The sequence below is a fragment of the Mycobacterium gordonae genome (assembly GCF_017086405.1).
Lineage (GTDB): Bacteria > Actinomycetota > Actinomycetes > Mycobacteriales > Mycobacteriaceae > Mycobacterium > Mycobacterium gordonae_D.
In genome coordinates, this window is the sequence record NZ_CP070973.1 from 3,706,624 (window position 1) to 3,719,933 (window position 13,310).

The 13,310-nt window shown below is 67.3% G+C and carries 15 protein-coding genes; 8 read left to right on the forward strand and 7 right to left on the reverse strand.

Going from position 1 to position 13,310, the window contains the following annotated elements; genetic code table 11:
* Nucleotides 1–49: 49 nt before the first annotated feature.
* Both JX552_RS15655 and JX552_RS15660 read right to left on the reverse strand, forming a co-directional pair.
* Entirely contained in the window at nucleotides 50–1,000 is a 951-nt protein-coding gene (locus tag JX552_RS15655; RefSeq protein ID WP_205872989.1) for a M56 family metallopeptidase, read from the reverse strand.
* A 14-nt stretch (nucleotides 1,001–1,014) separates the two neighbouring features.
* Nucleotides 1,015–1,431, reverse strand: coding sequence for a BlaI/MecI/CopY family transcriptional regulator (locus tag JX552_RS15660; RefSeq protein ID WP_065133185.1), 417 nt, complete (start codon nucleotides 1,429–1,431; stop codon nucleotides 1,015–1,017).
* A 269-nt stretch (nucleotides 1,432–1,700) separates the two neighbouring features.
* On the opposite strand from JX552_RS15660, the gene JX552_RS15665 reads away from it, so the two are divergent.
* On the forward strand, nucleotides 1,701–2,102 hold the full coding sequence (locus tag JX552_RS15665) for a PaaI family thioesterase (RefSeq protein ID WP_205872990.1): 402 nt from the start codon (nucleotides 1,701–1,703) through the stop codon (nucleotides 2,100–2,102).
* A gap of 7 nt (nucleotides 2,103–2,109) precedes the next feature.
* Here JX552_RS15665 and JX552_RS15670 read toward each other — a convergent pair whose 3' ends face one another.
* The 4 genes from JX552_RS15670 to JX552_RS15685 form a co-directional block, all read right to left on the reverse strand.
* Complete coding sequence (locus JX552_RS15670) at nucleotides 2,110–3,234, reverse strand: IS110 family transposase (RefSeq protein ID WP_431195861.1); 1,125 nt, start codon at nucleotides 3,232–3,234, stop codon at nucleotides 2,110–2,112.
* 423 nt (nucleotides 3,235–3,657) lie between these two features.
* The gene (locus tag JX552_RS15675) at nucleotides 3,658–5,049 is read right to left on the reverse strand and encodes an NAD(P)/FAD-dependent oxidoreductase (RefSeq protein ID WP_205872991.1); all 1,392 of its coding nucleotides are present in this window, start codon (nucleotides 5,047–5,049) and stop codon (nucleotides 3,658–3,660) included.
* A gap of 147 nt (nucleotides 5,050–5,196) precedes the next feature.
* Nucleotides 5,197–6,117: an LLM class F420-dependent oxidoreductase gene (locus tag JX552_RS15680; protein ID WP_205872992.1), complete on the reverse strand. Its 921-nt coding sequence runs from the start codon at nucleotides 6,115–6,117 to the stop codon at nucleotides 5,197–5,199.
* A 33-nt stretch (nucleotides 6,118–6,150) separates the two neighbouring features.
* Nucleotides 6,151–6,828 carry an SDR family oxidoreductase gene (locus tag JX552_RS15685; RefSeq protein WP_205872993.1) on the reverse strand — a complete coding sequence of 226 codons (678 nt, stop codon included), beginning with the start codon at nucleotides 6,826–6,828 and terminating at the stop codon, nucleotides 6,151–6,153.
* Between the two features lie 135 nt (nucleotides 6,829–6,963).
* Here JX552_RS15685 and modA point away from each other — a divergent pair, with 135 nt between their 5' ends.
* From modA to JX552_RS15720, 7 genes are all read left to right on the forward strand, one after another.
* Nucleotides 6,964–7,731, forward strand: coding sequence for a molybdate ABC transporter substrate-binding protein (gene modA / locus JX552_RS15690; RefSeq protein WP_205872994.1), 768 nt, complete (start codon nucleotides 6,964–6,966; stop codon nucleotides 7,729–7,731).
* 5 nt (nucleotides 7,732–7,736) lie between these two features.
* Entirely contained in the window at nucleotides 7,737–8,531 is a 795-nt protein-coding gene (locus tag JX552_RS15695; protein ID WP_205872995.1) for an ABC transporter permease, read from the forward strand.
* Complete coding sequence (locus JX552_RS15700; protein ID WP_205872996.1) at nucleotides 8,528–9,628, forward strand: sulfate/molybdate ABC transporter ATP-binding protein; 1,101 nt, start codon at nucleotides 8,528–8,530, stop codon at nucleotides 9,626–9,628. The genes JX552_RS15695 and JX552_RS15700 overlap by 4 nt, the downstream gene beginning before the upstream one ends.
* 75 nt (nucleotides 9,629–9,703) lie before the next feature.
* Entirely contained in the window at nucleotides 9,704–10,723 is a 1,020-nt protein-coding gene (locus JX552_RS15705; protein WP_205872997.1) for an alanine and proline-rich secreted protein Apa, read from the forward strand.
* Nucleotides 10,724–10,848: 125 nt separating this feature from the next.
* Nucleotides 10,849–11,148, forward strand: coding sequence for a GlsB/YeaQ/YmgE family stress response membrane protein (locus JX552_RS15710; protein ID WP_205872998.1), 300 nt, complete (start codon nucleotides 10,849–10,851; stop codon nucleotides 11,146–11,148).
* 89 nt (nucleotides 11,149–11,237) lie between these two features.
* Nucleotides 11,238–11,516: a GlsB/YeaQ/YmgE family stress response membrane protein gene (locus JX552_RS15715; RefSeq protein WP_205872999.1), complete on the forward strand. Its 279-nt coding sequence runs from the start codon at nucleotides 11,238–11,240 to the stop codon at nucleotides 11,514–11,516.
* A 30-nt stretch (nucleotides 11,517–11,546) separates the two neighbouring features.
* The gene (locus tag JX552_RS15720) at nucleotides 11,547–12,575 is read left to right on the forward strand and encodes a zinc-binding alcohol dehydrogenase family protein (protein ID WP_205873000.1); all 1,029 of its coding nucleotides are present in this window, start codon (nucleotides 11,547–11,549) and stop codon (nucleotides 12,573–12,575) included.
* 7 nt (nucleotides 12,576–12,582) lie between these two features.
* Here the strand turns inward: JX552_RS15720 and JX552_RS15725 are convergent, their stop codons facing one another.
* Nucleotides 12,583–13,308, reverse strand: a complete 726-nt coding sequence (locus JX552_RS15725) for a CPBP family intramembrane glutamic endopeptidase (RefSeq protein ID WP_205873001.1) — start codon at nucleotides 13,306–13,308, stop codon at nucleotides 12,583–12,585.
* Nucleotides 13,309–13,310 lie beyond the last annotated feature (2 nt).

The window sequence follows — 13,310 nt, forward strand, 5'->3', positions numbered from 1 at the left end:
AACGGCCGCGCCGGCATTCGGCGGCATTCCAAGGCGCTGGGCTCGGTGCCTACGCGGTGACCAGCCGGTGCAGCTCCGTCAGCCACGGTACGGCCAGCGCGATGGTGGGTACCACCAGCACTGCCGCCGCGGTCAGATAGGCCGCCGCCGACAGCAGCGGGCTGTTGCCAAGCCCCGAGAGACGCCGGACCCGCACCACGGTGCTGGGTCCTCCGGCGGCCAAAGCGCCTGACGGGGCGCGACCGGACGCACACGCCACCAGGGCGCGGGCCAGGGGAGTGCGTCCCGCGGTACGAACCGCGGCATCATCGGCCAGCAGTTCCACCAGCAACTGCACCGCACCCAGGGCGTTGGCGCTGCGCACCAGCCGGGGGAATGCGGCGTGGACGGCCGTGAACGCCTCCAGGACGAGATCGTGGCGGGCGCGTAGGTGAGCGCGCTCGTGGGACAGGATGGCCGCGACTTCGGCATCGGCAAGCGTGCTGAGTGCCCCTTCACTGACCACCACCCGGCTACGCACTCCGGGCAGGCAGTAGGCGAGGGGTTGCTCGACGTCCAGCACCCGCAGGTCACGGGTGCGGGTACACGGCGGACTTAACGCAGCACCGTGTCCCACCCCGACCAGGTCGACGACCATGCGGTGATGCGCCCGGCGCCGCCGGTTCGCGATGGCCACCCGCACCACGGCCACCATCAGACGTATCCCGACCAAGACGGTCAGTGCGAAGACGGTGAGGTAGGCCACCCATAGCGGCCAGCCGAGGCGGCTCTCGGCGTCGAGGATGCCGGCGGTGGGCCGACCGTCCGGGCCGGGCATCAAGAGCCGGCTGGCAATGGCGAGACCCGCGCTGAAGGTGGACAGGACCGCGGCCAGCGCGATTGCCTGCCAGAGCACCATCGCGGCCCGGGGAGCGCGCAGCGGCCACCGGGCGCGTGCCAGGACTGCCGGTGTCGGGCCAGCCAGCAGCACCGCAAGGATGGTGAAGGCCAGCGCGGACACGCTGTCAGTCTCCCTCAGTCGTCGGCCGGAGGTCCAGCGGATAGCGAATTGCGTTGGTTTGCTTCTAATTCGGCGAGCGCGCGGCGCAGTGCGTCGGCTTCATCCGCGCCGACCCGCTCGACGAAGTGCACGAGCGCGGCTTGACGGCCGCCGGAGTCTTCGGCTTGGGCCAGCGCGTCGACCATCAGCCCGGCCACCAGCTCGTCGCGGCCATGCACCGGCGCGTAGCGGTGCGCCCTGTCGTCCCTGAGTTGGGACACCAGATTCTTTTTCGCCAGCCGTTGCAGCACAGTCATGACGGTCGTGTAGGCAAGATCGCGTCGCGCTGACAACGCTTCGTGGACCTGACGAACAGTCTGAGGTTCCGGCATCGACCACAAGTGGTCCATGACGGCGCGTTCCAGATCCCCCAGCCGCGTCAGCTTGGCCATAGTTCATCTCCCTGAGCGTTGAAAGCAGCTTACTCCGGCTTACTACCGAGTGTCGTACCCGCGGAACGAACATTTCCACCACACTACGCAAACAGTCCTTGCAAAATTAGGGCAGCCTTGCCTATGCTAGGTCGGTCGAGCGATGACGGCAGTGGAGGGTCCTGAGGGCTGCAGCGATCCCGCGCCTCCTCGATCGGCGAGCCCCGTGCCTGGCGCACGGGGCTCGCCTGTCTCCAGAGTCCGCGTCGCGCATGGTGTAAACACAAGACGTGTCGTCAGCGCCTGAGCAAGAATTCGTTGCACCGTTCGACAGTGAGCTGGGTCTGCAGTTCACCGAGCTGACCCCCGACGGCGCCCGCGCTCAACTCGAGGTCAAGCCCAAATTGTTGCAGCCGATGGGCTTGGTCCACGGGGGCGTCTACTGCTCGATCATTGAGAGCATGGCCAGCGTGGCCGCCTACACCTGGCTGGCCTCCAAAGGTGGCGGCAACGTGGTGGGAGTCAACAACAACACCGATTTTCTGCGGGCCATCAAGTCGGGCACGGTGTACGGCAAGGCGGAGCCCATACATCGCGGCCGTCGTCAGCAGCTGTGGCTGGTCACCATCACCGACGACGACGAGCGGGTGGTGGCGCGGGGTCAGGTGCGCCTGCAGAACCTCGATGCCTGACCGGCATTCACACACGCCGAGGTTCCGCGGTCGGTGAAGTCCGTCGGCCTGCGCTAGACATCCCAGGTGCGTAAGTTGTCAAGCGGCCGTGGCGGCTTGGCGGTGCCCAGGCTTTGTGTTCGTCGTAGCGACTTCGGTGGCGTAGGCAACCGTGCAGGATGCCGACGAGGCGGTTGCCCAAAGCGCGTAGGGCTTGGTGGTGCAGGTCGCCGGCGTCGCGGCGTTGGTCGTAGAACATCCGGGCGCCGGGGCTTTGCTGCAGGGCGCAGAAGGCCCATTGGTCGACGGCATCGTAGAGTCGCCGGTTGCGGACGTGGCGGGCGAGCACGGCGCGTTTCTTGCCCGACGCGATAGTTAAGGGTGATGTTCCGGCGTAGTTCTTGCGACACTTAGCGGTGGTGTAGCGGTTCGGGTCGTCCCCGAATTCACCGAGCACCCGGGCGCCGAGGATGACACCAAGTCCTGGTAGGGAGCGGTAGATGTCGGCGTCCGGGTGTGTCTCAAAATGTGTCGCCACTTCGACCTCGAGGTCATCGATCTGGCGGTTGAGTTCGGCGATGACGCCGACTGTGGCGCGGGTGGTCGCGGCGAACGCAGCGGTGACGGCCGCGGGGGCGGCGAGTTGCTCGGTGCGCAATGCGGTCTGAATGTCTTGGGCGCGGGTGTCGAGGTTGCGTTGTCGCCCGGCGGTTTTGAGTGCAGAACGGATCTTCGACAGACTCGGGGTGGCCGCCTGCACGGGACTAGGGGCACGACCCAAGGTCGCCAGAGCATCCCGGTCATGGAGATCGTCGAACGCCTCAAGCGCGGCGGGGTAGTACTCACGTAGCGCCGAGCGCAGTGTGTTGGTGTGCCGGTTGCGGGTCCAGATCAGACTCTGATGTGCCCGGGCCAGCACCTTGATCGCCTCGGTATCCGGCCCCAGCCAGTGCACCCACCCACAGGCCCCGATAGTTTCTATACCGATCACGACCTGGGCAGGATCCTCGCCGTGGGCGGCGACCAGCTCATGAAACGCCCGTATACCAGCCAAGCCCTCGGGCATCCGCCGGCTCACCAGCCTGTCGCCGGCATCATTCATCACGTATACGTCGTGATGATCTTCTGCCCAGTCGTCCCCGACGAACAGCATCAATAGGGCCTCCTTTGGAGATCAGTGCCAAGGAATCCTGTTCGAGCCGAAGGACACCCGGCAGCGACCTAATGGATCAGTGCTCGAAAGCGGCACGACATCCCATGAGCGCTACAGATGACCTCACCAACCAGCCGGGGCACGATCTAGCTCTAGGCATCAACTATCACGCCAGGGGCCGAACAGTGCTCACCGGTCGGCGGCTCGGTAACCAGCCTCCCGCTAAGAAAACAAGATCCCGTCAAGGACACGCTGATCGACTCCCATTAGGGGCCCGGAGTCGACCGCACCGCGTCAGCTGATCAGCGAATTATGCTGTCCCGCAAACGATTTCGATCGTAATCCAGCTTCGGTAGGGTCGGTGGCATTCGCCGAGGCCGACGTCGCAGTGCTGACCGCCGGGCCGACCGATGGATTGGTCGGCTAACTGGCTTTTCGGGTGACGGCGGCGGAACTCTGCGCCTCGGCCGCCGCCTCCGCCAATTGTTCCAGGCGCGTTCGCGCGAAGGCCTGCTGGTCGGTGATGGTCAGCTGACCACGCCGGGTGCTCAGGAACGTGACCATCCACGACAGCAGCGTGGCGACCTTGGTCTTGAACCCGACCAAGTAGACCAAGTGCAACACCAGCCACATCAGCCAGGCGATGAACCCGCTGAACTCGAGCGGACCGATCTTGGCGACCGCGGAGAACCGCGACACCGTCGCCATCGAGCCTTTGTCGAAGTACTGGAACGGCTCCCGCTCGGCCGGGTCAGCACCCCTGAGCTCAGCTTTGATGTTGTTGGCGACGTACTTGCCACCCTGGATCGCACCCTGCGCCACGCCGGGAACACCCTCGACGGCCGCCATGTCACCGACGACGAAGACGTTGGGATGCCCGGGGATGGACAGGTCGGGCAGCACCTGCACCCGGCCGGCCCGGTCGAGTTCGACGTCGGACTGCTCGGCGAGGTCGCGGCCCAGCCGGCTGGCGGACACCCCGGCCGACCACACCTTGCAGGCGGACTCGATGCGGCGCTCGGTGCCGTCGGCATCCTTGACCGTGATGCCGTTGCGGTCCACGTCGGTGACCATCGCACCCAACTGGATCTCCACGCCCAGCTTCTCCAACCGCGCGGCGGCCCGCTCGCCCAGCTTCTCGCCGAACGGCGGGAGCACCGCGGGCGCGGCGTCGAGCAGGATCACCCGCGCCCTGGTCGAATCGATATGCCGGAAGGCGCCTTTCAGGGTGTGCTCGGCCAATTCGGCGATCTGCCCGGCCATCTCCACACCGGTCGGACCCGCCCCGACAACGGTGAAGGTGAGCAGCTTGGCGCGGCGCTCCGGGTCACTCGACCGCTCGGCCTGCTCGAAAGCGCTCAGAATGCGGCCCCGCAACTCCAGGGCGTCGTCGATGGTCTTCATGCCGGGGGCGAACTCGGCGAACTGGTCGTTGCCGAAGTAGGACTGGCCGGCGCCGGCCGCGACGATCAAGCTGTCGTAAGGGTTTTCGTAGGTGTGGCCGAGCAATTCAGAGACGACGACCTTGCGAGCCAGGTCGATGTGCGTGACGTTGCCCAGCAGCACCTGCACGTTGCGCTGCTTACGCAGGATGACGCGGGTCGTCGGCGCGATCTCGCCCTCCGAGATGATCCCGGTCGCAACCTGATACAGCAAAGGCTGGAAAAGGTGGTGCGTGGTACGGGCAATCAGCTTGATGTCGACGTCCGCGTGCTTGAGCTTCTTTGCCGCCGTGAGTCCGCCGAAACCCGAACCGATGATCACGACGCGATGCCGTTGACGCGGTTCAGCTGTGGGTTCGTGTTGGGGGCTCATGTCCTGCTGCTCCTGACGGGGTCTCCTTGGGCGGGCGACTGCAGTTAGCTAATACCCAAAGCCTAGTCAACCCACCCGCACAAACCCAACCACGAGCCTGTGTAATTAACCACACTCAGCGAATTGCGTTCGGGGGCCGGACTTTCGCTACGCGCCAAGCAGTGGGCGCAGCGCCTCGGCGACGCTGGTGATGACCCCCGGGATATGTCCGCCGGGGATGTTGATGACCGCGCCGTCCAGGCCGGCGTCCAGCACTTTGGCCTGAAACTGTTCAGCAATCTGTGCGGGGCTCCCGACCGCCATGCGCGCCGCCACACTCTCGGGAAGTTGTTCGGGTTTGGCGTTCTCGTCGACCAGCACCGTGAGCATCATGCTGGTCTCCAGCGTGGCCGGGTCCCGACCCACTTCCGCGCAGCGAGCCCTGACGGCTTCCATCTTGCGCGGCAGCTCCTCGAACGCGGCGACGATGTTGAGATGGTCGGCGTAGCGGGCGGCGATGCCGAACGTCTTCTTCTCCCCGCCGCCGCCGACGAGCACCGGAATGCGTTCGCGGTAACGGGGTTCGGCCATCGCGGACTCGGTGGTGTACCACTGACCGTTGAACGTCGGATGCTCGCCCTTGATCATCGGATCGATGATCTGCATGGCCTCTTCGAGTCGGTTGAACCGGTCGGTGAAGGTGCCGAACTCGAAGCCCAGTTGCCGGTGTTCGAGTTCGAACCAGCCGGCGCCGATGCCCAGCACCGCGCGGCCGCCGCTGACCACGTCCAGCGTGGTGATCACCTTGGCCAGCAGGGTCGGGTTGCGGTAGGTGTTGCCGGTCACCAGCGTGCCGAGTTGCAGCCGCTCGGTGGCGGTCGCCAACGCACCCAGCGCCGTGTACGCCTCGAGCATCGGCTGATCCGGGGAGCCGATCATTGGCAGTTGGTAGAAGTGGTCCATCACGAAAAGCGAGTCGTAGCCGGCAGCTTCGGCTTCCCGGGCTTGGGCGATGACAGTGGGGAACAGGTTCTCTACGCCGGTGCCGTAGGAGAAATTGGGGATCTGGAATCCAAGCCGTATAGCCACGGTTCTACCGTAGCCTCCGGCTTGGGGGCCGGTTCAGGCGAACTGGGCGAGCGCGCCGTGGCTGACGTGCAACGTCTGCCCGGTGATGTGCCGGGCCGCCGGCGTGGTCAGGAACAGCGACAACCGCGCGATTTCCGCCGCGACGGGTGCCGGCGTGCGCGAGAGTCCTTCGTACCCGGCCTGCACGCTGCGACCGGTTGCGACGGCGTTGACCGTGATGCCGCGGGTGCCGTAGACCTCGGCCTGCCCGCTGACCCAACTCGATACGGCGGCCTTGATCGACGCGTCGACGCTGCCGACCGGCGGGTTCTCGGTCAGCACGGTGATGATGTGGCCGCCGGAGCGCAGGTGGTCACCGACGCATTGCACCGTCAAAACAGCGGACAGCAGGGTCGCATCCAGCGACCGACGCCATGCGGTGGCTGTGTCGGACAGCGAGTAGGTACGCGGATCGCCGGCATCCCAGGTGGGAGCGGGGATGTTGACGATGGTGTCGAGGTGGTGGGGGAACAGCGCCCGCGCCTCTTGCAGGCTGGCCGGGTCGGTGGTGTCGCAGACGATCGCATCGACATCGAGTTCCTTGGCGACCACCTCCAAGTCGCCGGCGCGGACACCCACCAGAGTGACCTTGTGCCCGTCGTCACGAAAACTCTCGGCTACTGCACGTCCCAGATCGGTGTCTGCACCGGTGACCACAACCTCCACTGCCACGACCTCCTCGTGCTATGGCGTCAGCACGGTCCATGTTACTGGACAGTAGCTATTCGACGAAACCACGCGCCGCGGCGACGCGCTGATCAATTGCGTAACTATTCGACCGAGTTGCGGCGGGGCTAGGTTTGACCGATGCGTCGCAGTCGGGTGCTCGCCGGTGTCGTGGCGATATCGCTGGTCGTCATCTTGACCGCATGTACTGCAGGTGGCCGGGCGGGCCGCGGGCCGCGGTCGGTCGTGGTGTTCGCGGCGGCCTCGCTGAAACAGGTCTTCACCTCAATCGGCGAGCGGTTCAGCGCGGACAACCCGGGTTCAGCGGTGACGTTCAATTTCGCGGGTTCGGCAGAGTTGGCGACGCAGCTGACTCAGGGCGCCACCGCCGACGTCTTCGCCTCAGCGGATACCGCACAGCTGGACCGGGTGACGCAGGCGGGCATGCTGGCCGGTGTCGCGACCAACTTCGCCGCCAACACACTGGTCATCGTCACCGCGCCGGGCAACCCCAAGCACATCGGCTCCTTTGCGGACCTCACCCGGCCCGGCCTGAGCGTGGTGGTGTGCCAGCGACCGGTGCCCTGCGGTTCGGCGACCCACCGCATCGAGGATGCCACCGCGGTCCAACTACATCCGGTCAGCGAGGAACCTAGCGTCAGCGATGCGCTGAACAAGGTGACGACGGGGCAGGCCGACGCGGCGCTGGTCTACGTCACCGACGCGACGAGCGCCGGAAGCAAGGTGGCGGCGGTGACGTTCCCGGAGGCCGTTCAGGCGGTGAACGTCTACCCGATCGCGGTGCTCAAGAATGCGCCGCAGGCCGCGCTCGCCGAGAAGTTCCAGGCGGTCGTGACCGGTCCAGCCGGACGGGAGATCCTGGACCGGGCCGGCTTCGCAAGGCCCTGACCCCGATGCGCACGCCCTCCCATCTCCCTCGCTGGGTCTATCTGCCGGCGGCGATAGGGACGCTCTTTGTGGGCATCCCGCTGCTGGCGGTCGGGCTCAAGGTCGATTGGCCGCGCTTTTGGACGCTGATCACCAGCGCTTCCTCGACCACTGCGCTGCTGCTGAGCCTGAGAACGGCGGCGGCCAGCACGCTGCTGTGCGTGCTACTGGGGGTGCCGATGGCGCTGGTGCTGGCCCGGAGCGGGTTGCGGCTGGTCCGGGCGCTGCGACCGGTGATTCTGCTGCCCCTGGTGTTACCCCCGGTGGTCGGCGGCATCGCGCTGCTCTATGCGTTCGGCCGGCTCGGCCTGATCGGGCGCTATCTGGAGGGCGCCGGCATCAGCATCGCGTTCACCACCACCGCCGTGGTGCTGGCGCAAACGTTCGTCTCGCTGCCGTTTCTGGTGATCTCGCTGGAAGGTGCGGCCCGCAGCGCCGGCGGTGATTACGAGGTGGTGGCAGCGACGCTCGGGGCGCGCCCGACCACGATCTGGTGGCGGGTCACCCTGCCACTGCTGTTGCCGGGTCTGGCCTCCGGCGCAGTACTGGCTTTCGCGCGGTCGCTGGGGGAGTTCGGCGCGACTCTGACGTTCGCCGGCTCGCTGCAGGGCGTGACCCGCACCCTGCCGCTGGAGATCTATCTGCAGCGGGTTGCTGATCCGGACGCGGCTGTGGCGCTGTCGCTGGTCCTGGTGGCGGTGGCCGCAGTGGTGGTGCTCGGCCTGGGCGCGCGCCGGCTGACCGGGACCGACACACGATGAGCGAACTGCACCTGAGCGCGGTCGTGGCCGATCGGGGCCTGGACCTGGAGTTCTCGATGGCCGCCGGGGAGGTGTTGGCCCTGCTCGGCCCCAATGGCGCCGGCAAGTCGACGACACTGCACGTCATCGCCGGACTGGTGCGTCCCGACGCTGGCGTGGTGCGGCTGGGTGATCGCGTGCTGACCGACACCGCGGCCGGGGTACAGGTGCCCACTCATGACCGGCGGGTGGGTCTGCTGCTGCAGGACCCGTTGCTGTTCCCGCACCTGCCGGTGGTCGCCAACGTGGCTTTCGGGCCGCGCAGCCGTCGCACGTTCTCCGCCCGCCCGGCGCGGGAGGCCGCACTGCGCTGGCTGCGGGAAGTCGGCGCCGAGGACCTGGCCGACCGCAGGCCACGCCAGCTCTCCGGCGGGCAGGCCCAGCGCGTCGCCATCGCCCGGGCTCTGGCCGCCGAACCCGAGCTGTTGCTGCTCGACGAACCGCTGACCGGGCTCGATGTGGCAGCGGCGGCGTCGATACGAGCGGTGTTGCGCGACGTGGTCGGGCGCACGGGTTGCGCGGTCGTCCTGATCACGCATGACCTGCTGGATGTGTTCGCCCTGGCCGATCGGGTGATGGTCCTCGAATCCGGGAATATTGCCGAGATCGGGCGGGTGGCCGAGATACTGGCCGCACCGACGAGTCATTTCGGAGCCCGAATCGCGGGCGTGAACCTGGTCAGCGGCACCATCGGAGCCGACGGGGCGCTGCACAGCCGGTCCGGGCTGCACTGGCACGGCACCGCCGGTGCGGAGTTCGCGGTAGGCCAGCAAGCTGTTGCGGTGTTCGCGCCGGCCAGTGTGGCCGTCTACCCGGAGCCACCGCACGGCAGTCCACGCAACACCGTCGAGGTGACGGTGGCCGAGCTGGATGTTCGCGGCCCGGGGGTACTCGTGCGCGGGGCGGAGCAAGCCGACGGAGCACCCGGGCTGGCCGCCAGCATCACCCCGGACGCAGCGGCGGAGCTGGAGCTGGCGCCGGGCGTGCGGGTTTTCTTCAGCGTCAAAGCCGCCGAAGTTTCGTTGCATCCCGTGCCTGGCCGGACCCCGCAGCCCTGACCTTCTTTCCAGACATGCCTTCTCGAAAGCCGGGCCTTCCTTGCTTCGCGGCGCTGACACGGTAGGTTCGTCGCCATGTACCAGGTGGACCCGAACCCGTCACGCCGCAAGGGATTATTGGCGTCGCTGGCCATTGCGGCGGCGACCGTCGTCACCATTGCGTTGCCGGCAACTTCCAGCGCCGACCCCGAGCCGGCGCCCTCTCCGACTCCTACGGTCGCACCGCCTGCATCGCCCACTACGGCGTCCCCAGCGCCGGCTGCGGGCGCTCCTGCGGCCACCCCCAGCCCGACGGCCACCCCGTCGCCGGGAGCCAGCCCGACGCCTGCGGCTCAGCCTGCCGACCCCAACGCCGTACCGCCGCCGGCCGACCCCAACGCGCCGCCGCCGGACCCGAATGCAGTGGAAGCCGGACGGGTGACCAATGCCGTCGGCGGATTCAGCTTCATCGTGCCGCCCGGCTGGGTCGAGTCCGACGCATCCCACCTGGACTACGGTTCGGCGCTGCTGAGCAAGGCCGCCGGTGAGGCTCCGATGCCCGGACAGCCGCAGCCGGTTGCCAACGACACGCGCATCGTGCTGGGCCGGCTGGATCAGAAGCTCTACGCCAGCGCCGAGGCCACCAACCCCAAGGCCGCGGTCCGGCTGGGGTCGGACATGGGCGAGTTCTTCATGCCCTACCCGGGCACCAGGGTCAACCAGGAGACCGTCCCGCTCAACGCCAACGGCGTTTCGGGCAGCGCGTCCTACTACGAAGTGAAGTTCAGCGACACCAGCAAGCCCAACGGCCAGATCTGGACCGGCGTGGTCGGCACCCCAGCGGGGGCGACGCCCACTGCCGGGCCTCCGCAGCGCTGGTTCGTGGTGTGGTTGGGCACGTCGAACAACCCGGTGGACAAGAATGCGGCCAAGGCGCTGGCCGAGTCGATCCGGCCTTGGAGTGCTCCAGCCGCTCCGCCTTCGGAAGCTGTGCCTGGTGCTCCGGCTCCCGCCCCGGCTCCTGCCGAACCCGGCGCTCCGGCTCCCGCGCCCGCCCAGGCGCCGGCGGCTGGGACTCCGTCATCGACACAGCCGCGCAGCAGCCAGCCGGCCTGACCGGCGCTGCCACAAAGGCGTTGTTTCAAAGTCGTCTCACAGCTATTGCGTGACCGGCCAGATGGCGTATACCGATACCACAGTCCATTAAACGAAGTGGTTGACAGGCGCTAGGGAGGCCCTCGATGAATGTCAGTGCAGCTGCCCGATTCTTGGCCTTCGCGCCACCGACGGCGGTGAGTTGGCTCGCGTACATCATCATCGGCGGCTTTGCCGGTTGGATTGCGGGCAAGATCGTGAAAGGCGGCGGCGCCGGCATCCTGCTGAACATCGTCATTGGCGTCGTCGGCGGTTTCATCGGCGGGATGTTGTTGAGCTGGTTGCATGTTGACGTCGAACACGGGCGCAAGTGGTTCACATTCTTCGTCTCGCTGCTGGGGGCAGTAATCCTGTTGTGGGTTGTGGGTTTGGTGCGTCGTCGTTAGTTGTTCGCCTGTTTTGAGCGGTTGACGCAACCCGCACCGGGTATTACTCGAAGGTCCTCTCGACAAGTTAATACCCGAAGGAGCTGGTCATGGTCCTGCACATCATCGGAATGATCGTTCTTGGCCTGATTGTCGGGCTGATTGCGCGACTCATCGTGCCGGGCAGGCAGCCGATGGGCTGGATTGCCACCGCGTTGCTCGGCATCGTGGGCGCCTACGTCGGCGGCACCCTGGGCAGCGTCGTCTTCCCCCCACACCAGTTCACCATCACTCCGCCCATCAACCATTCGTTCCTCGGGGCGCTGGTCGGTGCGGTGCTGCTGCTGCTGATCTACAAGTTCGCCACGTCGCGCACCCGGACTCTGTAGTCGGCCGACCCTTCGCGGCATGATGGGTTGATGGCCGCCCGACCGACCAGCACCACCATGACCGCGTGGCAGGTGCGTCAGCCTGGGCCGATGCACACCGGGCCGCTGGAATGCGTCACTACCGCAGTCCCGCGGCCAGGGCCGGCGGACCTGCTGGTCGCAGTGTCGGCCTGCGGGGTCTGCCGCACCGACTTGCACGTCACCGAAGGCGACCTGCCTGTCCACCGGGACCGGGTCACTCCCGGACACGAGGTGGTCGGGGAGGTTGTCGAGGTCGGAGCCGATGCCGGTGGCGAATTCCGCGTCGGGGACCGGGTGGGCATCGCTTGGCTGCGCCGCACCTGCGGGGTATGCAAGTACTGCCGCCGGGGCGACGAGAACCTGTGTCCGCAGTCCCGCTACACCGGGTGGGATGCCGACGGCGGTTACGCCGAATTCGCAACGGTGCCGGCCGCCTTCGCGCATCCCCTGCCGAGCGGCTACAGCGACAGCGAACTGGCGCCGCTGCTGTGCGCCGGAATCATCGGCTACCGGTCGCTGTTACGCGCTGAGCTACCCGCCGGCGGTCGGTTGGGTCTGTACGGATTCGGCGGCAGCGCCCACATCACCGCGCAGGTCGCGTTGGCCCAGGGCGCGGAGGTCCACGTGATGACCCGCGGCGCCCGGGCTCGTGAGCTGGCGCTCGAGTTGGGGGCGGCGTCTGCGCAGGGAGCCGCGGATCCGCCTCCAGTGCCGCTGGACGCGGCGATCCTGTTCGCTCCGGTCGGTGACCTGGTCCTGCCCGCGTTGGCGGGCCTCGACCGGGGCGGCACGCTGGCAGTGGCGGGGATTCACCTGAGCGACATTCCGCCGCTGAACTATCAGCGGCACCTATTCCAGGAGCGCCAGGTCCGGTCGGTCACCTCCAACACTCGGGCCGACGCCCGTGCATTCCTGGAGTTCGCCGGCCGCCACCACATCGAGGTGACTACGCCGGAATACTCTTTGGCCGAGGCCGATCGCGCGTTGACCGCCCTAAGTTCGGGCGAAATCGCGGGCGCCGCCGTGCTCCTGGTCTAGCTGTGGGCTAGGTCGACAGATGCCAGACCACGGCGGCCGCCAAGGCGCCGACGCCGTTCAGCGACCAGTGCAGCGCTATCGGCGCGATCAGGCTACCGCTGCGTCGGCGCAGCCAACTGAACACGAACCCGGCCGCACCGGTAGCGAGCACGGCCATCGTCACACCGGCCAGCATGCCGAAGACGCCGCCGCCGAACAGGTGGGTGAAGCCGACGTTGTTGCTGGTCAGGCCCAGTGATGTCGCGATGTGCCACAGTCCGAACAGCAGTGACCCGGCCAGAGCGACTCCCCGGAAACCCCAGGCCCGGTGCAGGGCGCCGTGCAGCACGCCGCGGAAAACAAGTTCCTCGGGAATGACGGTCTGCAGCGGGATGATCACCATCGACGCGATCAGCGCCCCGGAAATGGTGGCGTAGTGGTTGTTCAGAAACATCGGGCGCGTGACGGGCAGCGCCACGCCGACCGCGATCACCGACACGACCAGCGCCACGGCGGCCAACGCGTAGCCCATGCCGGATCGCCAGTGCTCGCGGCCGAGTCCGAGTTCGGCCCAGTCCAGACCGCGCCACCGGACCAGCACCACGAGGCCGACCGCGGCCAGCGGGACCGTCGCGATGCTCGCCCACGCCGTGGTGAAGTGCGCAACCAGATTGGTCAGCACCAGGACCGCGACGACCACAGCGATGTCGAGATGCACGCGGACCCGGTCCACGGCGGAGGTTTGGTCGCGCATTT